Here is a 16,930-nt window from a genome sequence, read left to right on the forward strand (position 1 = left end):
GAAGGTCACTCTCTGTATGGAGAGTGTGGATTGAAATGTCAATAGCACCAACACTAGAAATGACAGAATGGTCACTCTCTGTATGGAGAGTGTGGATTGAAATCCTATACCATACGGTAAACCGACAATGTACCACGGTCACTCTCTGTATGGAGAGTGTGGATTGAAATCGCAAATATAACAGTTACTATGATAGCATGGTTGACGGTCACTCTCTGTATGGAGAGTGTGGATTGAAATGAGAAAACAGCGTATTTATTTAAAGATTTTGTAGAGTCACTCTCTGTATGGAGAGTGTGGATTGAAATCTATTATCTCTGACGCTGAGATTGGACGTGACTGTCACTCTCTGTATGGAGAGTGTGGATTGAAATTTACAAGTTTCGGTACAACTCTGAACGCTAAACGTCACTCTCTGTATGGAGAGTGTGGATTGAAATAACTTCCGATTTCATTTTATTATCTCTGTATGAAGTCACTCTCTGTATGGAGAGTGTGGATTGAAATTTATGAGTGGTCGACTCACCCTCAACTGCGCTCATGTCACTCTCTGTATGGAGAGTGTGGATTGAAATGGACGGGCTGTCACTCTAGCATTTTGAAAAAGAGGTCACTCTCTGTATGGAGAGTGTGGATTGAAATGAATTACTCCATCACTTGGCTGTGCCCAAAAAGCGTCACTCTCTGTAAGGAGAGTGTCGATTGAAATCTCCTGCCCCTCGTAACTGCCTGAGTGAATCCGTCACTTACTGCATAAAGAGTGTGCTATTCTTTAAAACTAAATAACCATCACAGATAAATAAAAAAGGTGAACAGCAACAGGTGGGGTCAGTTGACCTACAATCGCTGTTCATTTTTTATTCCCCAAAACCGTACACATTCATTAAAATGTCAAACCTTTCATGTGAATGCATGCATATTGCAGCAATTTTGCACAAAATTGAATAACCCTAAGCATGTTCGGTATATAAATAGGGTACGATCATTTTTTAGGCTAAGGAGTGTGCAAATGGCTGTACTTGTGGTGAAGAGGAGTATTATGCATCGGTATCAAAGTATCGGGCAGGCAATTGAAGAGGCAATGCCTGGTGATATGATTGAGATTCGGGATGGGATTTATGAGGAGAGCTTGGATATTTCCAAGCGGCTGACGTTGTATGGGGTTGGGAATGTGACCATCAAGGGTGGCGTTTTTATTCGCTATCAAACTCATGTGGATATGCGGAATTTACGGTTTCGGCAAGGTCAAGGGCTATATATCAAAGGGGATTTACAGTTAGAAAACTGTATTATTGAGGAGCAATTGATTCGGACACAGATGATGGTGAGCTATGGTAGTTTGCTGATGAAAAATTGTGCTGTACTGGCGACATCGCTAAATCATTTTGGGCTGCGGGTGGCAAATGGTTCAAGTGTGATCCTCGTTGACACGACATTTGAGCATCATGTGAAGGCCCAAATCATTGCCCAAAATTGTGAGCTGACGTTGACGAATTGTCTGCTGCTGGAGGGGAAAAAGCATGGTATTTTTGCCATTCGTCATGTGAAGCTGGTGCTGGAGGACTGTGAGATTCATGGGCATGCCAAGGCACAAATTATTGCAGCAGCGAGTGAAATGGCTATGACGAATTGTCTGGTTCATCAGGGGCAAGGGGTAGGAATTCAGCTATTTGATGGCACAACTTTGCGGATGGATGGCTGTGAAATAAAAGAGCATCTCGATACGAATATGGTTGTCCACCGCAGTGAGCTAATGATCGCTGATTCAATCTTTTCAGATGGGCAAGGTCACGGTCTTTACCTTGGTGAAAAAACGGAAGCGAAGTTATATGATTGCCAATTTTATCGACATGTGAAGGCACAGATTCTGATTGAAAATAGCCAGGTAGAATTTCGTAAATGCCACATTCGAAATGGCATGGCTGTGGGTGTAGCGATTGTCGACGAAGCAGATGTTTCGTTGACGGAATGTCAAATTCAAAATCATCAGCAATTCCATATCATTGTGGATGCCAGTGGACTTCAGCTTCGTCAATCTACCATTCAATTCGGACAATCGGGTGGTATTTATGGCAATGATCATGCCAAGATTATGATGCAACATACAATGATTCGAGAGCTGCAAAGCCATCACATCTATATAAACAATGCCCGTTTGTTTACACAGTATTGTACCTTTGAACAAATGCAAGGAAATGGCATTACTTGTATTGATGCCATTTTTGAAGTAGCCCATAGCTATTTTAAAGACGGTCAAGAAAGTCCTTATGCCATGATTTGGTCAGATCAATCAATGGGACGTATTGAACATTGTACGGTGGATGAGGCAGCTCGACCATTTTTAGCATTGTCCAATAAATCATTAATGGAGATGCGTCATACGGATATTCATGCAGTAAAGGCTCCGGCTGTGGTCCAGGAAAATAGTCAATTATTTGTGCAAGGGCAAGTTCATACAGGGACATGGCAAAAGGATGCAGCGTCCAAGGTTTCCTCAATTGAGGGTATGCAGGTGATGAAAGACCATAAGATAGAAATCACGAAACATGATATTAAAAAAATAATATAAAAGCCGATTATACAAATAAGATAAGTAGTTTCAATTTTGAAATTACTTTTTTTATGGAATGGAGAAAATAGGTTTTATTCATGTGAAAAGTGGGTAAAGGAATATGTTTGCACAGTTGAAAAACCTTGAGTTTGTGCAAAAGAACACGATAATTCGACAAAATGCATGATTATTTTTATAATAGAATAGATGTCATCCTGCGATTTCTGTAATATTTTGAATATTTTAATGGAAAAGCTATACAATTCCTTGTAAAAGTTATGATGAAAATAATAAAGTATAAATGAAATGTAAAAAAATTATTAAGTAATAATCGATAAGAGATTGATTATTTACGATGTTTTATCCTATAATTAGTAAAAATGGTTCATGTGATAAGATAATTATACGTTATTTGAGAAATGTGTGTAATGATTTTACAATAATAAAATGACAGAGATATTGGGGTGATATGTGTATGTTTGGGCTGACAAAAGAAGAAATTATGTTGCTGCTAGAGGGGATTGAGTTAGCAGAAAAGCAAAAGAATGTGATTGCTGATATCTTACATTTAAACAATATGCGAATCGAACAACAACTCGCATTAATGATCCATTTAATCATAGATGAGCGCGAACGAAATATTTCCAACAATACATATCTAAACTAAAAAGTATCGAAAAATCACAGGTGAGCTACACAAAGCACCTGTGATTTTTTTGTCAGCCATTTTTATAATTTTTTTGTGAAGCAGATAATGCGATTGGCTTCTGTAAAACCGAGTTGTAGATGGACGCGTAAACTTTCTTCATTGTGCCATTCACAGTCACTAGCAAACGCTTGACAGCCTTTGTTCTTTGCCCATTGCTCACAGTGCGCTACAAGCTGTCTTGCATAGCCTTGCTGTCGATAATCTGCCATGACGAAAAGACCTTCTAAATAACCTACAGGGCTAGAGTTAGTACCTTCTACATAATCCGTTCGCAATCGGCATTGAGCAAATCCAATGGCTTTAGCCTGGTCATAGGCTAGAAAAATAGCGGCGTTGTCTTCCTTTAAGAGCTGAGCCATCTGTTCGGCAAATGCCTCTAGTGAATGATTGGGCCAAAGCAGTAAGGCTAATGTGGCTGTTGCTAGAGCGTCCGGTTGTGTTGCTTGCTTGATCATACAATCCCCCCTGGAAAAAAATGAAACGAAACGATTTTTAGCACGTACAAACTAGTAAGAGCTTCCACTAATGTTACATTTTCTATTTTAACACCAGTACTGAAAAAGGGGGAATCTACTGAATGTCACTCTTACAAACGTTAATTGAACAAGCGAAAAAACCTAATGGCTGGATTGGCTCATGGATGCTACGGATGATGAATATTGCCCATCGAGGTATGTATGCATGGCTCATTCGGCAAGGCGCCATCAATGATGGGGATCGTGTGTTAGACATTGGATGCGGGGGCGGAAAAACGCTTCAAATTCTATCCAATTTGAATCCAAATGGTATAATCTATGGTATAGATATTTCTGAGCAGGCAGTGAAGGAATCCATCAAGCTGAATGAAGCACATGTCGCCAGTGGCAAAGTAGTGGTTAAAGAGGCGAGTGTGACAAGCATCCCATACGAGGATCAATTTTTTGATGCCATTACAGCCTTTCAAACACATTATTTTTGGCCATCATTAGAACAGGATGTCAAGGAAGTATGGCGGGTGCTGAAAAACGGAGGAAAATTTATTATTATAGCAGAGCTATATAAAATGAATTACCATATGGAAGCTTATCAAACACCAGCTGCTATGAAGCAATTATTAGAACGTACAGGTTTTCAAACAGTCTATGTTACGGAAAAATCGAGTAAAGGGTGGCTCTGTATGACAGCCATTAAGTAAGAGATACATAAAATGGAGGGAATAAAATGAAAAGATGTGATTGGGTCAAGTTAGATGAGCCTTTGTATGTGGCATACCATGACAAGGAGTGGGGAGTGCCAGTCTATGATGATCAGCATTTATTTGAAATGCTTTGTCTAGAGGGAGCACAGGCAGGGCTAAGCTGGTGGACGATTTTACAAAAGCGTGAAGGCTACCGTGAGGCATTTGATCAATTCGATGTGGAAAAAATTATACATTATACAGAGGACAAGCTACAGGCATTACAGCAAGACACACGAATCGTGCGCAATAAATTAAAAATTGCTAGTGTGGTGACAAATGCTAAAGCCTATCTACAAATCAAGGAAAAATACGGTTCATTCTCTGACTATATTTGGGGATTTGTTGATCACCAGCCATTGATGAATGAATGGGCATCTATAAAAGATGTACCTGTGACGACAGAAATTAGTGATCGTATGAGCAAGCAATTAAAGAAGGACGGCTTTAAATTTATCGGTAGCACGATTTGCTATTCCTTTATGCAGGCAGTTGGCATGGTGAATGATCATACAACGGATTGCTGCTGTCGCCAGAAGGAGCTAGCGCATGACAATTGAATATATTCGTGCGCAACTAGCAAAGCAGGCCACGATTTTTCAAACAGGTGGTATTCGACCGACACATGATTTATTGGAAAGCTGGATTGGCTATGTCGGCTGGTCTTTACCAGAGGAACAACCACCCTCTGGCTATCAGCCGCTTGCTACCTTCTTTTTAAAAGATCTACCCTATGTACCAGTAGCGCTAAAGCCTTTTCAATTAGTCACACTGTTTGTTGATGAACGTCTTTTGGATCATCTAACGGAGGATGATCTTAGTCCTTATTTTCATATTAGAACATACACGACATTGGAAGGTTTAGTAAAGCGTGAATGGCAGCATGATGGCATTCGTGCATTTCCTCTCCAACCAAAGCTTATTACGAATGACTATCCAGTATGGGATGGGGGAGGTATACCGCTTCAAATAGAAGAAGATATTTTGACCTTGGAGCATGAAGAGGAGCTAGAATATTTTGAGGATATCGTAGAAGACCTTTATCCGCTTCATAAAATCGGTGGCTACCCAAGCTTCTGTCAGAGTGGCTATGATTTTGGAGAGGATACACCATTTGTCCTCCAAATTGCCTCGGATGCGAAGGCACGATTGAACATTGTGGATCATGGCAATTTTTATTTTTTCTACAATCCAACAACGCAGACTTGGCGCGTCTATTGCGATTTCTACTGAAGGGAAGAGGGCTTGCCTTTTTCACGAACGGTCCAATCGATGATTCGGTTAATCAAGTATAGACCGAGATACGCTCCTGTCAATAGAAAAAGAGGGTTTAAGAAAACCGCATGAATCGTTGTCATAAAAACCGCATCCTCAAGAATAATGTGCGTTATAGAAGTAGCAGCAATCGTGCTGAAAAGTATGGCAGCGATGATTCCTACTATGTTGAACAGCAGGCGAAAGATCGCCCATTTGAGCTGTAGATAAACCATAAGACTCGGGATCACAATGGTGGTAGCCAAAATGAAAATGGTCATAACATCACATCCTTTCTTTCAGGATGCCCTTGTTCGCTTATGCATAAACATCATTGACGATAGGAGGAAAACATGTTGCGCTGGCAAGATGGAGAGGTGAAAAGAACAAAGAAGGTGAAAAGAGTGGAGCATAAAACGGTCGTAAAAAATGGCATTGGCTTTGGTTCAGTTTTAGCGATAACGATTTCATGGAGTGTCCATCATTCGATTATTTGGGCAATCATCCATGGCTGTTTTAGCTGGTTGTATGTTGTATACTATGCCATTACGCGCTAAGCTTGTCTGTCAAACTATCAACGAAGAGGTTGTTTGAATAAAAATAACTGAGGGTACATAAAAACAAATGTTCATAATTTTTGATTTGCCCGCATAAATAACAAAGTGCTCTTTTTCCAAGGCCAATTAAACTGTATGAACGTAGAAGAAAGGTTGATAGTATGACACATCAAGTAACGGCTTTAAGTAATGTTAATGGAAATGCTACGGGAGTGGAAGGTATTTTACAAAATGTAGCATTTATTTTATCAACGTTTACGATCCCTTGTCCGCTTCGAGAATATGCGATCAAGTGTGAAACTCGTAAACCCTTCCAACGTATAAAGAAGCTGAACACAACTCGCCTCATAGAATGTATTCAACGTTTTGAGCCACGAGCTGTTGTAGTAGATGTTGATTATCTTGGCGATGTCAATAGAGGAAAACTAGAGCCCATTGTCAAAGTGATTGTGAATGCATAATAGAAAAAAATGTATTCTGCCAGGTTTGAGTCAAATAACCTGGCAGAAGATCAAATTTGCTAGTAGTGGTAGGATTTATAGTATATGAATTGGTATCCAACAGGGCGTTCAAACATTTACGCTAGATTGGCACTTCTAATGGCGATAATTTGTTGGCAATCGATGATGAGTGGTGACGCGGCTGCACCGGCTACCTCAAAGAATGTTGCACAGCAAGTTTTAGGATCTAAGCTGATAAAATAAATACCCGCGAAGCTACCGCCACCTGCTAAAATAACATCTACGAAAGCCCCAGTAGACAGGCATTTTAATTGATGACAAATACAGCCTTTACAGTGGTGATCTTTAGCATGCTCCGCCTCGTAGTAATAATCTTCTTCATCACAGTATTTTTCCTCTTTTTTGCAATGGCAGTGCTTATGCTTTTGTTCCCGCTGACATGGCTCATTTTTTTGCCAACACTTGCATCCATCCTGTTTATGTTCCCATTTATATTGGTCATATTTATGCTTGCACTTGCATTCTTCTACTTTGTGCTCACATTTCTTCTGTAAATGACAATTACATTTTACATACTGTTCACAGCACTTTTCTTTTTTCTTATTCCAATTCATATAATGGCTAAATCTACTATCTTGCATCTTTTAATCTCCCTTTTTGTTAGTTTTTTAGTAATGGTAGCGCTAACCTTTACACTTATAATCTATGAAATGATGAACGATACTTCTTGGTAATTGCCCCCTGCGACAGCTTAAAATTATTTTTTGAAAAATCAAGAGAGAGATAGCCATAGATAATTGTGATAACCCTAACAGTTTTCAGGAGAAAAGATTGCTAGACTTCCGCCTGTTAATTTCATGAAGAAATGGAGTGAATGTATGAAGAGAATACTGCAAATCTTCTTTCTTTTCATGTGCTTAATAGTAGTGATCTCATTGCTAATTGTACAAAGGCAGCCTTTAACCACAGCGACCAGTACGAATAGTCCAACTCCCTATGCAGAGGAGCTTGGCCAAAAATTACAGACTACAGATTTTACGAAAAAGGTGTTGCAGGCGATACGAGAGGTAGGCTACGCCCCTGATAGTACGGTTGGCTATTTAATAGACTCGCCAGAACATCAGGTCATCACGATTCAATTACACAATGGTGAAGAAATTGATGTAAGTACAGAAAGTGAGATTCAATCCATCATCGACGAGCTAGCCAGAAAAAACAATATCCCTCTATTTATGGTTAATGTCCAGCTAATAGAGGCTAAATGAGCTGAGAGGGAGGCACATGGGATAGTGTCTCCTTTTACATATAAAGGGAAATTAAAGCATGCTATAATAAGAAAAGAGGTGAGATCAATGAAAATCTTAGTATTAGGGGCGAGTGGACGTGTAGGTAGCCATCTAGTTGAGCTGGCATTAAAGGATCAGCACGAGGTCACTATATTGGTCCGTGATCCTGATAAAATACAGCAAAATCATCAACAGCTGCGTGTTATTCAAGGAAATGTTTTAAATAGGCAGGATGTTGAGCAGGCAATGGTTAATGTGGACGTGGTGGTCAGTGCATTAAATACAGATGGTCGCGATACATTATCGGCGAGTTTACCGTTGATACTTGAGGCGATGACACAACAACAGGTGAAAAGAATCATTACAATCGGAACAGCAGGGATTTTACAAAGTCGTGTTACACCGACGATTCTCCGCTATCAATCGACTGAATCTAAACAAAAATCCACGTTTGCCGCACAGGAGCACCAACATGTATTCGAACAATTACAGCAGTCTGATAGGGACTGGACGATTGTCTGTCCTACTTATCTACCTAAAGGAGCTTGGACAGGGAACTACCGAATCGAACGTGATTTCTTGCCAGAGGGTGGCACTCAAATTTCAGTAGCAGATACTGCAGACTTTGCCTATCAACAAATCTTTAGCGAGGAATTTTTGAAGACACGGGTAGGTATTGCGTATTAAAAAGGGGAATGAGAGATGAAAATTATTCATGCCATCATTGGTATGGTTATCATTGTCGTGGGACTTACATTCCTCAGTACAACGATTGAAGAGGCGTCTGTTAGAAATGTGATGCTGAAAATCTATGGCAGTATTCTAGTTTTTATGGGTACATTCTATCTCAAAAAAATTGCGAAATTTGGTAAGCAAATAGTCTAAATGAACTTATTGCTTTAACTTCTTTTCATACCAGCAGTCAATCCAATATTCAAAATGAGTGAAAAAATATACTGATATTTTCCTTTTTATAGAAGGTTTGCTATACTTTATGTCGAATATATCATTGAAGAGGTGATTGTATGGACAAAGAAATATCAAATAACTGTCAATATCCTCAACACCTAACAGGCCATGATGGAATCGAAACGACAGAATTATATGTCATCAAGATCACAAAGGAACAAGTCGATAGGTTGATTGAGGATATCGATCAAACATTAAAGGCGTCTACATGACGTCTTTTTTAATGGCAAAAAGGCCACCTTCAGGGGAAAGTGACCTCAAAACAGGAGAGCTTTGGAAAGGCTAGATTTGCTTTACACTACTATACATATGAAAAAGTAATTTTGTTCGCTAGCCATTTGCCCGAGAAATAGATTAGAATTTCTAGCATACCACTGCCTGCATTATGTACAACCTCAGTCCTTTCGACATGAAAAGGAATAATTCAATGCCAAATAATCTCGTACGATTTTTGGCTGTCCTCCATTTTCAAGACATAGCTTACTAGCAATTTTAATTTCCTGCTGATTATAGTGAGATTGTGCCCCAATCAAAAATATGCCTGACAGTATCAATAAAGTACCGATTCCCAAAACATATTTTATAATCCTTTTCAATCAACTGACCTCCATTTCCACCTGCCTATTTTCTAGCATATGTCTGACTAGCAAAGCAATATGTTAATTGACATTTTGTATACAAATGTATACAATCGGTTTAAATAAATGTATACATTTGTATACGAAAGGAGGGTTTTTATAATGAGAGGTTCTGGATTTAGAGAACATATGCGAGAAGGACATCACCGTGGAGGACGTCATAGAGGCATGGATGGTGCAGCACAGCGAGGAGCGAAAACATTCCGACGAGGCAAGGCCATTTCATTTTTAGAAATGCTACATGTTAAGCGAGCAACGATTAAACAGCAATTAGAGCAGCCTGAGTTTCAATCGATTCAGCAAATTTTGATAGGGGAATTAAAAGCGATTGACATGGTCATCCAAGAATTTAGCCAGTTATTTGACATTCAGGAAGGTGAAACAACGGAAGCAGCTGACAGTCGACAGGAGGAAAATGTGCATGAAACAAATGAATAACTATATTGATACGGTATTTTATCAGCAGGATACGCTGTTAGAGAATGTTATTTCCTCGATTGCAGAAAAAGGCATGCCTGCCATTTCCGTGTCACCATCTTCAGGGAAACTGCTGACGATGCTTGTATCGATTACAGGGGCTAAGGCTTTATTAGAAATTGGTGCGCTCGGTGGGTATAGTGGCATCTGTTTGGCAAGAGGATTGGATGCAGAGGGCTCATTGACTTCATTAGAGTTAGATGAAAGCTATGCACAGCTTGCTGCTAAAAATCTTGCCAAGGCAGGCTTTGAGAAGCAGGTTACCTATTTGACGGGCCCTGCATTAAACAGTCTGGAAAAGCTAGTAGCAGATGGACGACGTTTTGATTTGTTCTTTATTGATGCCGATAAGGATAATTATGAAAATTATGTAACGGCGTGCATCAAGCTGGCAAACCCTGGTGCATTAATTGTGACAGACAATGTCCTTGCAGGGGGCAGTGTAGTAGACCCTGAGGCTACACCAAAGCGTTATACAGCCATCATGAAAAAATTCAACGTGACGATCGCTAATCATCCACAGCTTGAGTCCATCCTGCTCCCAATTGGGGATGGTATAACCGTTTCCAAGGTTAAAAAATAGTATAACGAACTGACTATTAATGGTAAAATGTTGTTAGCAAACAATAAGGGAGAGATGCTTTTGAAGCAAGCACTAGTGGTGATTGATGCACAGCAAGAACTAATCGAGGGTAATCAGGATGAACAAGCCGTCTATCAGAAAAACGAATTACTGGAGACAATCAATGCCGTCATCCAGAAGGCCGCGGAAGCCCAGGCACATATTATTTTTGTTCGTGACCAAGATGTGGCAGGTGGCGAAGGGGAAGGCTTTCAAGTACATCCAGCGATCCAAGTTCCAACGACAGCTGTCTTCTTTGATAAACTGGCAACGAATGCTTTTTACAAAACAGGCTTACTGGACTATTTACAGACCCATGACATTAAACATTTAGTGATGATGGGCTGTAAAACCGAGCATTGTGTGGATACAGCAGTAAAAACAGCAACCGTTCATGGCTTTGATGTCACATTAGTGGCAGAAGGTCATTCCACTAACGGCTCCGACTGTTTATCACCAGAAGCTATTATTGCACATCATAACGACATTTTACATGGCCATTACAATGTGGATCATTTCTCACTTGTGCGCAACGCCGATGAAGCACTATTTAAACCAACACATAATAATTATCGCTAACAAAAAATGACCAAGAATCTAGGTTCTTGGTCATTTCATATTAGGATTGAAAATCATCCTACTACAGTACATACGATGCTAAAACGTATCAAACATAGCTCCTGAATATTCAAAGCCCCCCTTAAATAAAGCGCATAGTATGCTTGAAAAAGGATCGCTTGGCTATATTTAATAATAGTAGTAAATGGAATATACAGAAAATTTAAAAATTACATTGCATCATGAGTTCTTCTATTTATAAGGGTGTTTTACAAATATTGACATGTAAGCTATTGCTGGTCATAATGGATAGGGCCACCGTGCGAGCAGTGACCCTAAGTATCAAGTCAGGAGGTGTAAGGCTAAAAAATTAGCTTTACACTATTATATATATGAGAAAATAGCTTCGAAAGTTAGTTATTTGCCTGTTCGATAGATTATTTTTTGAAAGGCGACTAAATGGTGCATCAATTGTCGGATGTCGTATTGTTATGCCTGTTAAGGTAGTGATAAGGAAGGTGATGGATATGGATTCTTTAACAAGATTAAATGAGGCAGTAGCTTATATTGAAGCTCATCTAACAGAAGAAATAGACTTAAAAGAGGCTGCAAGAATAGCTTATTGCTCGGACTATCATTTTAAACGAATGTTTTCCTTTCTAGCAGGGGTATCGTTGTCCGAGTATATTCGTCGTAGGCGGTTGACACTTGCCGCTCTAGAACTGTCGCATTCCTCTAGGAGAGTCCTTGATATTGCCATTTGTTATGGCTATCGCTCCGCAGATGCTTTTACAAGAGCCTTTCAGCAAATGCACGGCATCACACCATCCGAGGCGAGGCAAAGTGGCCAAATCTTAAAAGCTTTTCCCCGGATGACCTTCCAACTTACTATTAAAGGAGGTAGTGAAATGAATTACCGACTCGAGCAAAAAGAAGCATTTCACATTATCGGACTCATGAAAAGAGTACCCATTGTTTTTCAAGGAGAAAATCAAGCAATAACAGAGCTGGCTCGCTCTTTGACAATGGCGGACATTGAGCAACTGAAAAAGCTGTCCAATATCGAACCAAAGGGGATAATCCAAGCCTCCACCAACTTTTCAGAAGGGAGAATGGAAGAAAAGGGAGAACTCGACCATTATATTGGAGTAGCCACAACAGAAAAAGGTACCCACCACTTTACTGAGTTGGATGTACCTGCGTGTACGTGGGCCGTATTTGAAGCGGTCGGACCATTCCCGCAAACACTACAGGAAATGTGGGGCCGCATCTATGCCGAATGGTTCCCATCATCTGGCTATGAGCAAGTAGCTGGCCCTGAAATCGTACGCCATGCAAGCACCGATTTCTCCTCCCCAACATTTACAAGTGAAATATGGATCCCCATTTATAAAAAGGAGCCTTTTGCGTAATGCAAAGGCTCTTTACTGTATTTTTGTGCCATTTGGTACCTGCTGATCAGGTGTTAACAGGATCACATCGCCCTCTACAGGCACTCCACCAATAACTAATACCTCAGACTTAAAACCAGCCACACGGCGGGGAGGAAAATTAACAATTGCCACTACTTGCTTCCCAATCATTTGCGCCGGTGTATAACGCTTGGTAATTTGTGCAGAAGACTGTTTAATGCCAAGTTCTTCACCAAAATCAATGGTCATTTTAATCGCAGGAACACGCGCTTTTGGCAATTCCTCTGCCTCTAAAACCGTGCCAATTCGTATATCAAGTGCTATAAAATCTTCAATGGTAGCCATAATCATACTCCTTCTTCTTTTATGACAATGCTATCATTGAATAGAAAAATATTCAAAAAAAGAAGAGCACATGCAGCGCTCTTCTCTCATTAACGACGATGCTCTACCAGGTCAATAGCTCCTAACACAATGTGTGCTAGCCCAAAACCAAAGAGGGTATTGGCCACCATTTTGTTAGAGCCATGCTTTTGCTTCATGGCATATCCAGCAGCAGTAACAGCCGACCCTAGGATAGTAGGGATTAAACCTTCACGAATTCCATTCATAAATTGATCCCTCCGTCGTATGATTCGGTGTGAATTTCACACCATACTTACTATGAACGTTTGGCGATCATACTATACTAAGCATCAATCAAATAGCGTATTTTTGTACTAAAGGAAGAAAGCCTCCTGCAAAAAAAACGTAATAGAATGGCCACTCTCATTTACATAATGTATGTAATTTTTGAAATTATTGAAACAAATAGGAGACATTAGCCGTATAATAAAATAAGGGGGGCTGAAAATGAAGTATGTAGGCATTGGCACGATATTATCGATTCTAGGTGTTGTATGTTCCATCTTCATATGGGGTACCGAGCAAGCGCATTTGCTCTCAGGGATACTAGGCGGAATTTTCATCTTTGTCTCGATAGTAACGTCAGGAGCAATAGCGAGCGGAGATAGAATACGAGCCAATCTCGCTACAGAAACAAAAGAAGCTAGAAACGAACGCAATCGCATGATGACTAACGCGTCACTATTAGCCTTACCCAACATTATTGTAGCCATCTTCGCCTATTATCTCTGAAGCATCCATCAATCTGAACGAACACTCCATTCAAAGTAGTTCTATCGCTCAAAATAGTGGTTCGATCAACATGCTCTATACACCAGATTAGATGAACACTTCACTTAGAGTAGTTCTATCAATCAAAAAAGCGTTTTATCGATCAATTTATGCATTTTATCCACTACATTTTAAGTTCTATCCACCAAATTAGATGAACACTTCACTTAGAGTAGTTCTATCAATCAAAAAAAGCGTTTTATCGATCAATTTATGCATTTTATCCACTACATTTTAAGTTCTATCCATCAATCTAGATGAACGCTCCATTTAGAGCAGTTCTATCGCTCGAAAAAAGAGTTTTATCAATCAAAATAAGTATTCTATCGCTCAATATATGCGTTTTATCCACCACATTTAGAGTTCTATCCATCAATTTGGATGAATGCTCCACCTAGAGTAGTTCTATCGCTCAAATAAAGGTTTCTATCGCTCAATATATGCGTTTTATCCACCACATGTTGAGTTCTATCCATCAGTTTGGATGAACGCTCCACTTTAGAGTAGTTCTATCGTTCAAAAAAAGGTTTCTATCGATTGATTTATGTGTTCTATCCACCACATGTTGAATTCTATCCATCAAACTAGATGAACAATCCAATCATAGAAGTTTTATCAATCAAAAAAAGGTTTCTATCGCTCAATATATGCGTTTTATCCACCACATTTAGAGTTCTATCCATCAATTTTAGATGAACAATCCAACCAGAGCAGTTCTATCAATCGAAAAAAGAGTTTTATCAATCAAAATAAGTATTCTATCGATTAATATATGCGTTTTATCCACCACATTTAGAATTCTATCCATCAATCTAGATGAACGCTCCAACCAGAGTAGTTCTATCGCTCGAAAAAAGAGTTCTATCCATCAAAATAAGAATCTATTCACCTCTAATAGAAAGGATGTCGCGTGCTATGGATGAAGAAAAAGATTATTACCCAGAAGCTTCTAGATACACACTTGCTGTTGTTCTTTTGACACTAATTATTTGGGGTATTTATGATTGGCGCAATGCACATGCAAATGGTTTTCAATTCCTGTTAATTAATGAAATTGTAATCACACTTGGGATCACGCGCTATATGTTGAAGAAGCGAGATCAAAGAAGGAAGCGCTCTCAATAATCGGTACATATAAAATTCATAAAACGTGTCACATCTACCCTAGGTGTGACACGTTTTATTGCATTTAATAGTGGATGAGTACATTTGTAATAGAGAGGTGGTACTATGCAATTAACAGATGGTACACGGACATTTGACACGGACATCATTGATGAGGCTGCCAGAAAGAAAGAGCGTGATGAGCAGGAGCGGGAGATGCTCAATGCCTTTGCACGTTATGCTTATCTTCGCTACAAGCAAATACGAGATAAAGTAAATCCACGCAAATGTAAATATATGTATATCCATCAAGTTCGCCAGCAAATAACATCACCTGCTAGGCTTCAACGTGTTTGTAAGCTTCTGACGATGACAGAGGAGGAAGTTCTGTACATTGTGGAATTTGTGCGAAAGTATTTGAAATATGTGAAGTAACCTCATCGATTGATGGGGTTTTTTTACATAATTTCTAGGGAGAATTATTTCTCAACGACCTGCTCCATATAGTATGATGAACGTGAGTAAAGGAGTGAGAATTTGAGATTCATTAAATTTCTAGTAGTGATGATTATTTTCCTTGGCGTAGCTGGGTATGGTGTGTTACATTTCGGCACAAAATTTGCCTCTGAAAAAATCGTAGATACGTTGTCAACGGAATTAGAAAGCAGCGGACAAAAGGAAGAAATCAAAAATACCATTGAAAATGACCCTCAATTGAAAGCCTATATGGAGGAAGCAAAAACGGTTGACAGCAGTACATTGCCGTTTACGACAAAAGAAGAGGCGACTAAAGTATTAATTCAAAAAGTGGGGATCACGGATCTGAACGACATTCGTGTGAAATTACAAAATGGCTCGATGACACAAGAGGAGGCCCTGCAAATGGTTGAAGGAAAATTGTCGGATGAAGAGCTTGCTGCGTTAAAAGTAATCGTTTATCAAGAGCTTTATCAATAAAATTCGGACATGCTGTTGTGGCATGTTCTTTTTTTATGTCCCTTTTTCGAAAAATCCCCTTTATATAATAAGAAAGGGAATTTGACAGAAAGAGGGGATCATAATGATTTATAGAGTAGCCAAAAAGGAGAATTTCGTTGTCTTGGATAAGGGATTTTTAAATGATGATCAATTAAGCTGGAAGGCGAAGGGGCTGTTTGCTTATATGCTGTCCTTACCAGATGATTGGTCTTTTAGTCTTGCTGATTTAGCAACCCGCAGTAAATGTGGACGAGAAGCGACTGCACGAATTGTAGATGAACTGATACAGACGGGTTATCTTCAAAAAATTCAAGAGAGAACAAAAGATGGTAAGTTCCGTAAGGTGGAGTTTCTCGTATATGAAGCTCCAGCACTTGCTGCCATGCCGTCAACGGGAAATTCGTCAACGGTAGCACCACAAACGGAAAAGCCCACACTACTAAATAATGAATTACTAAATAATAAATTACTAAAAAATATAGATGATGATAAACAGTCTGCACCCTCTGTCTATCACTTTTACGAGCAACAAGGCTTTGGTGCACAAACTGCCCATATTGGTGAGAGAATTCGTCATTGGCTCGCTATTTTTACGGAGGAAATGGTTATACATGCGATGAAGCTAGCAGTGGAACACAATGTATTACGCTGGCGGTATGTAGAAAAGATCTTGCAAAATTGGTACAGCAAAAAAATAAAAAGCATGGAAGATATAGCCATTGAGCAGCAGCGATTTCAGGCACGCAAGCAACAGATGGCACAGCAGCAAGTTAATAGACGTCAAGAAATCATTCCGAAGTGGTTTCATCAGCGTCATGAAGAGGAAGTACTATGTAATCAACAGCCAACAATGGATTTTGCAGCGGAACGTCAAAAAATATTAGCATTATTAGAGAGCGTATAATCGTCCGAATACCATAAAGGCTTGGTTAATGAAAAGTCATCATGATCCTGTAATATCA

The 16,930-nt window shown here is 39.5% G+C and carries 26 protein-coding genes and 1 CRISPR repeat array (1 of these 27 cut by a window edge); of the genes, 20 read left to right on the forward strand and 6 right to left on the reverse strand.

What is annotated here, in order from left to right:
* Positions 1 to 709: a CRISPR direct-repeat array (repeat unit 33 nt; unit sequence GTCACTCTCTGTATGGAGAGTGTGGATTGAAAT) (it extends 798 nt beyond the left edge of the window).
* 330 nt (positions 710 to 1,039) lie between these two features.
* Positions 1,040 to 2,569 (forward strand): right-handed parallel beta-helix repeat-containing protein, encoded by a 1,530-nt coding sequence (locus MKY46_RS09900; RefSeq protein ID WP_340810971.1) that lies wholly within the window; start codon positions 1,040 to 1,042, stop codon positions 2,567 to 2,569.
* Between the two features lie 457 nt (positions 2,570 to 3,026).
* Positions 3,027 to 3,218, forward strand: a complete 192-nt coding sequence (locus MKY46_RS09905) for a hypothetical protein (protein ID WP_036128950.1) — start codon at positions 3,027 to 3,029, stop codon at positions 3,216 to 3,218.
* Between the two features lie 62 nt (positions 3,219 to 3,280).
* Here MKY46_RS09905 and aac(6') read toward each other — a convergent pair whose 3' ends face one another.
* Positions 3,281 to 3,715 (reverse strand): aminoglycoside 6'-N-acetyltransferase, encoded by a 435-nt coding sequence (gene aac(6') / locus MKY46_RS09910; protein ID WP_340834075.1) that lies wholly within the window; start codon positions 3,713 to 3,715, stop codon positions 3,281 to 3,283.
* A 122-nt stretch (positions 3,716 to 3,837) separates the two neighbouring features.
* On the opposite strand from aac(6'), the gene MKY46_RS09915 reads away from it, so the two are divergent.
* The 3 genes from MKY46_RS09915 to MKY46_RS09925 are packed head-to-tail and all read left to right on the forward strand — an operon-like array spanning position 3,838 to position 5,709.
* On the forward strand, positions 3,838 to 4,434 hold the full coding sequence (locus MKY46_RS09915) for a class I SAM-dependent methyltransferase (RefSeq protein ID WP_340834077.1): 597 nt from the start codon (positions 3,838 to 3,840) through the stop codon (positions 4,432 to 4,434).
* A gap of 26 nt (positions 4,435 to 4,460) precedes the next feature.
* Positions 4,461 to 5,036, forward strand: a complete 576-nt coding sequence (locus MKY46_RS09920) for a DNA-3-methyladenine glycosylase I (protein ID WP_036128944.1) — start codon at positions 4,461 to 4,463, stop codon at positions 5,034 to 5,036.
* Positions 5,026 to 5,709 (forward strand): DUF1963 domain-containing protein, encoded by a 684-nt coding sequence (locus MKY46_RS09925; RefSeq protein ID WP_101966600.1) that lies wholly within the window; start codon positions 5,026 to 5,028, stop codon positions 5,707 to 5,709. Before MKY46_RS09920 ends, MKY46_RS09925 begins: the two co-directional genes overlap by 11 nt.
* Here MKY46_RS09925 and MKY46_RS09930 read toward each other — a convergent pair.
* A complete protein-coding gene (locus MKY46_RS09930; RefSeq protein WP_101966601.1) occupies positions 5,703 to 6,011 on the reverse strand; it encodes a transposase in 309 nt (102 codons plus the stop codon). The two genes, MKY46_RS09925 and MKY46_RS09930, sit on opposite strands and share 7 nt — an antisense overlap.
* A 72-nt stretch (positions 6,012 to 6,083) precedes the next feature.
* Between MKY46_RS09930 and MKY46_RS09935 the strand changes: the two genes are divergently transcribed.
* Both MKY46_RS09935 and MKY46_RS09940 read left to right on the forward strand, forming a co-directional pair.
* A complete protein-coding gene (locus MKY46_RS09935; protein ID WP_170829805.1) occupies positions 6,084 to 6,287 on the forward strand; it encodes a hypothetical protein in 204 nt (67 codons plus the stop codon).
* Between the two features lie 161 nt (positions 6,288 to 6,448).
* Positions 6,449 to 6,748: a hypothetical protein gene (locus tag MKY46_RS09940; RefSeq protein WP_036128937.1), complete on the forward strand. Its 300-nt coding sequence runs from the start codon at positions 6,449 to 6,451 to the stop codon at positions 6,746 to 6,748.
* A gap of 116 nt (positions 6,749 to 6,864) precedes the next feature.
* On the opposite strand, the gene MKY46_RS09945 is transcribed toward MKY46_RS09940, so the two are convergent.
* A complete protein-coding gene (locus MKY46_RS09945; protein WP_036128935.1) occupies positions 6,865 to 7,389 on the reverse strand; it encodes a hypothetical protein in 525 nt (174 codons plus the stop codon).
* A gap of 237 nt (positions 7,390 to 7,626) precedes the next feature.
* Between MKY46_RS09945 and MKY46_RS09950 the strand changes: the two genes are divergently transcribed.
* From MKY46_RS09950 to MKY46_RS09965, 4 genes are all read left to right on the forward strand, one after another.
* Positions 7,627 to 8,013 carry a hypothetical protein gene (locus MKY46_RS09950; RefSeq protein ID WP_036128933.1) on the forward strand — a complete coding sequence of 129 codons (387 nt, stop codon included), beginning with the start codon at positions 7,627 to 7,629 and terminating at the stop codon, positions 8,011 to 8,013.
* Between the two features lie 87 nt (positions 8,014 to 8,100).
* Complete coding sequence (locus MKY46_RS09955; protein WP_036128931.1) at positions 8,101 to 8,721, forward strand: NAD(P)-dependent oxidoreductase; 621 nt, start codon at positions 8,101 to 8,103, stop codon at positions 8,719 to 8,721.
* Positions 8,722 to 8,736: 15 nt separating this feature from the next.
* Entirely contained in the window at positions 8,737 to 8,919 is a 183-nt protein-coding gene (locus MKY46_RS09960) for a hypothetical protein (protein ID WP_036128929.1), read from the forward strand.
* A 140-nt stretch (positions 8,920 to 9,059) separates the two neighbouring features.
* A complete protein-coding gene (locus tag MKY46_RS09965) occupies positions 9,060 to 9,215 on the forward strand; it encodes a hypothetical protein (protein ID WP_170829804.1) in 156 nt (51 codons plus the stop codon).
* Positions 9,216 to 9,398: 183 nt separating this feature from the next.
* Here MKY46_RS09965 and MKY46_RS09970 read toward each other — a convergent pair whose 3' ends face one another.
* Positions 9,399 to 9,599 carry a hypothetical protein gene (locus MKY46_RS09970; RefSeq protein WP_036128927.1) on the reverse strand — a complete coding sequence of 67 codons (201 nt, stop codon included), beginning with the start codon at positions 9,597 to 9,599 and terminating at the stop codon, positions 9,399 to 9,401.
* Positions 9,600 to 9,743: 144 nt separating this feature from the next.
* Between MKY46_RS09970 and MKY46_RS09975 the strand changes: the two genes are divergently transcribed.
* The 4 genes from MKY46_RS09975 (at position 9,744) to MKY46_RS09990 (ending at position 12,710) form a co-directional block, all read left to right on the forward strand.
* Positions 9,744 to 10,079 (forward strand): hypothetical protein, encoded by a 336-nt coding sequence (locus MKY46_RS09975; protein WP_340834080.1) that lies wholly within the window; start codon positions 9,744 to 9,746, stop codon positions 10,077 to 10,079.
* Positions 10,063 to 10,701 carry an O-methyltransferase gene (locus MKY46_RS09980; protein WP_036128923.1) on the forward strand — a complete coding sequence of 213 codons (639 nt, stop codon included), beginning with the start codon at positions 10,063 to 10,065 and terminating at the stop codon, positions 10,699 to 10,701. Before MKY46_RS09975 ends, MKY46_RS09980 begins: the two co-directional genes overlap by 17 nt.
* A 60-nt stretch (positions 10,702 to 10,761) precedes the next feature.
* Positions 10,762 to 11,319 carry an isochorismatase family protein gene (locus tag MKY46_RS09985; RefSeq protein ID WP_271913169.1) on the forward strand — a complete coding sequence of 186 codons (558 nt, stop codon included), beginning with the start codon at positions 10,762 to 10,764 and terminating at the stop codon, positions 11,317 to 11,319.
* A 506-nt stretch (positions 11,320 to 11,825) separates the two neighbouring features.
* Positions 11,826 to 12,710: an AraC family transcriptional regulator gene (locus MKY46_RS09990; RefSeq protein WP_340834081.1), complete on the forward strand. Its 885-nt coding sequence runs from the start codon at positions 11,826 to 11,828 to the stop codon at positions 12,708 to 12,710.
* 12 nt (positions 12,711 to 12,722) lie between these two features.
* Here the strand turns inward: MKY46_RS09990 and csaA are convergent, their stop codons facing one another.
* Together csaA and MKY46_RS10000 are read right to left on the reverse strand one after the other, a co-directional pair.
* A complete protein-coding gene (gene csaA, locus MKY46_RS09995; protein WP_340808876.1) occupies positions 12,723 to 13,055 on the reverse strand; it encodes a chaperone CsaA in 333 nt (110 codons plus the stop codon).
* An 89-nt stretch (positions 13,056 to 13,144) separates the two neighbouring features.
* Positions 13,145 to 13,321 (reverse strand): hypothetical protein, encoded by a 177-nt coding sequence (locus tag MKY46_RS10000; RefSeq protein WP_036128914.1) that lies wholly within the window; start codon positions 13,319 to 13,321, stop codon positions 13,145 to 13,147.
* Between the two features lie 241 nt (positions 13,322 to 13,562).
* On the opposite strand from MKY46_RS10000, the gene MKY46_RS10005 reads away from it, so the two are divergent.
* The 5 genes from MKY46_RS10005 to MKY46_RS10025 all read left to right on the forward strand — a co-directional run bounded on the left by MKY46_RS10005 (position 13,563) and on the right by MKY46_RS10025 (position 16,872).
* Positions 13,563 to 13,847: a DUF5316 domain-containing protein gene (locus MKY46_RS10005; RefSeq protein WP_340834082.1), complete on the forward strand. Its 285-nt coding sequence runs from the start codon at positions 13,563 to 13,565 to the stop codon at positions 13,845 to 13,847.
* A gap of 954 nt (positions 13,848 to 14,801) precedes the next feature.
* Complete coding sequence (locus MKY46_RS10010) at positions 14,802 to 15,011, forward strand: hypothetical protein (RefSeq protein WP_230593831.1); 210 nt, start codon at positions 14,802 to 14,804, stop codon at positions 15,009 to 15,011.
* Between the two features lie 105 nt (positions 15,012 to 15,116).
* Positions 15,117 to 15,425: a hypothetical protein gene (locus tag MKY46_RS10015; RefSeq protein WP_036122729.1), complete on the forward strand. Its 309-nt coding sequence runs from the start codon at positions 15,117 to 15,119 to the stop codon at positions 15,423 to 15,425.
* A 102-nt stretch (positions 15,426 to 15,527) separates the two neighbouring features.
* Positions 15,528 to 15,947 (forward strand): hypothetical protein, encoded by a 420-nt coding sequence (locus MKY46_RS10020; RefSeq protein WP_340834083.1) that lies wholly within the window; start codon positions 15,528 to 15,530, stop codon positions 15,945 to 15,947.
* A 103-nt stretch (positions 15,948 to 16,050) separates the two neighbouring features.
* The gene (locus MKY46_RS10025) at positions 16,051 to 16,872 is read left to right on the forward strand and encodes a DnaD domain protein (RefSeq protein ID WP_340834084.1); all 822 of its coding nucleotides are present in this window, start codon (positions 16,051 to 16,053) and stop codon (positions 16,870 to 16,872) included.
* Positions 16,873 to 16,930: the final 58 nt, after the last annotated feature.

It is taken from the genome of Lysinibacillus sp. FSL M8-0355, assembly GCF_038008985.1.
Classification (GTDB): Bacteria; Bacillota; Bacilli; order Bacillales_A; family Planococcaceae; genus Lysinibacillus; species Lysinibacillus fusiformis_D.

Excerpts from the sequence above, each read along its gene's own strand:
- MKY46_RS09900 (WP_340810971.1), top strand. The coding sequence starts at position 1,040 with ATGCATCGGTATCAAAGTATCGGGCAGGCAATTGAAGAGGCAATGCCT.
- MKY46_RS09905 (WP_036128950.1), top strand. The coding sequence starts at position 3,027 with ATGTTTGGGCTGACAAAAGAAGAAATTATGTTGCTGCTAGAGGGGATT.
- MKY46_RS09915 (WP_340834077.1), top strand. The coding sequence starts at position 3,838 with ATGTCACTCTTACAAACGTTAATTGAACAAGCGAAAAAACCTAATGGC.
- MKY46_RS09920 (WP_036128944.1), top strand. The coding sequence starts at position 4,461 with ATGAAAAGATGTGATTGGGTCAAGTTAGATGAGCCTTTGTATGTGGCA.
- MKY46_RS09925 (WP_101966600.1), top strand. The coding sequence starts at position 5,026 with ATGACAATTGAATATATTCGTGCGCAACTAGCAAAGCAGGCCACGATT.
- MKY46_RS09930 (WP_101966601.1), bottom strand. The coding sequence starts at position 6,011 with ATGACCATTTTCATTTTGGCTACCACCATTGTGATCCCGAGTCTTATG.
- MKY46_RS09935 (WP_170829805.1), top strand. The coding sequence starts at position 6,084 with ATGTTGCGCTGGCAAGATGGAGAGGTGAAAAGAACAAAGAAGGTGAAA.
- MKY46_RS09940 (WP_036128937.1), top strand. The coding sequence starts at position 6,449 with ATGACACATCAAGTAACGGCTTTAAGTAATGTTAATGGAAATGCTACG.
- MKY46_RS09945 (WP_036128935.1), bottom strand. The coding sequence starts at position 7,389 with ATGCAAGATAGTAGATTTAGCCATTATATGAATTGGAATAAGAAAAAA.
- MKY46_RS09950 (WP_036128933.1), top strand. The coding sequence starts at position 7,627 with ATGAAGAGAATACTGCAAATCTTCTTTCTTTTCATGTGCTTAATAGTA.
- MKY46_RS09955 (WP_036128931.1), top strand. The coding sequence starts at position 8,101 with ATGAAAATCTTAGTATTAGGGGCGAGTGGACGTGTAGGTAGCCATCTA.
- MKY46_RS09960 (WP_036128929.1), top strand. The coding sequence starts at position 8,737 with ATGAAAATTATTCATGCCATCATTGGTATGGTTATCATTGTCGTGGGA.
- MKY46_RS09965 (WP_170829804.1), top strand. The coding sequence starts at position 9,060 with ATGGACAAAGAAATATCAAATAACTGTCAATATCCTCAACACCTAACA.
- MKY46_RS09975 (WP_340834080.1), top strand. The coding sequence starts at position 9,744 with ATGAGAGGTTCTGGATTTAGAGAACATATGCGAGAAGGACATCACCGT.
- MKY46_RS09980 (WP_036128923.1), top strand. The coding sequence starts at position 10,063 with ATGAAACAAATGAATAACTATATTGATACGGTATTTTATCAGCAGGAT.
- MKY46_RS09990 (WP_340834081.1), top strand. The coding sequence starts at position 11,826 with ATGGATTCTTTAACAAGATTAAATGAGGCAGTAGCTTATATTGAAGCT.
- csaA (WP_340808876.1), bottom strand. The coding sequence starts at position 13,055 with ATGGCTACCATTGAAGATTTTATAGCACTTGATATACGAATTGGCACG.
- MKY46_RS10000 (WP_036128914.1), bottom strand. The coding sequence starts at position 13,321 with ATGAATGGAATTCGTGAAGGTTTAATCCCTACTATCCTAGGGTCGGCT.
- MKY46_RS10005 (WP_340834082.1), top strand. The coding sequence starts at position 13,563 with ATGAAGTATGTAGGCATTGGCACGATATTATCGATTCTAGGTGTTGTA.
- MKY46_RS10010 (WP_230593831.1), top strand. The coding sequence starts at position 14,802 with ATGGATGAAGAAAAAGATTATTACCCAGAAGCTTCTAGATACACACTT.
- MKY46_RS10015 (WP_036122729.1), top strand. The coding sequence starts at position 15,117 with ATGCAATTAACAGATGGTACACGGACATTTGACACGGACATCATTGAT.
- MKY46_RS10025 (WP_340834084.1), top strand. The coding sequence starts at position 16,051 with ATGATTTATAGAGTAGCCAAAAAGGAGAATTTCGTTGTCTTGGATAAG.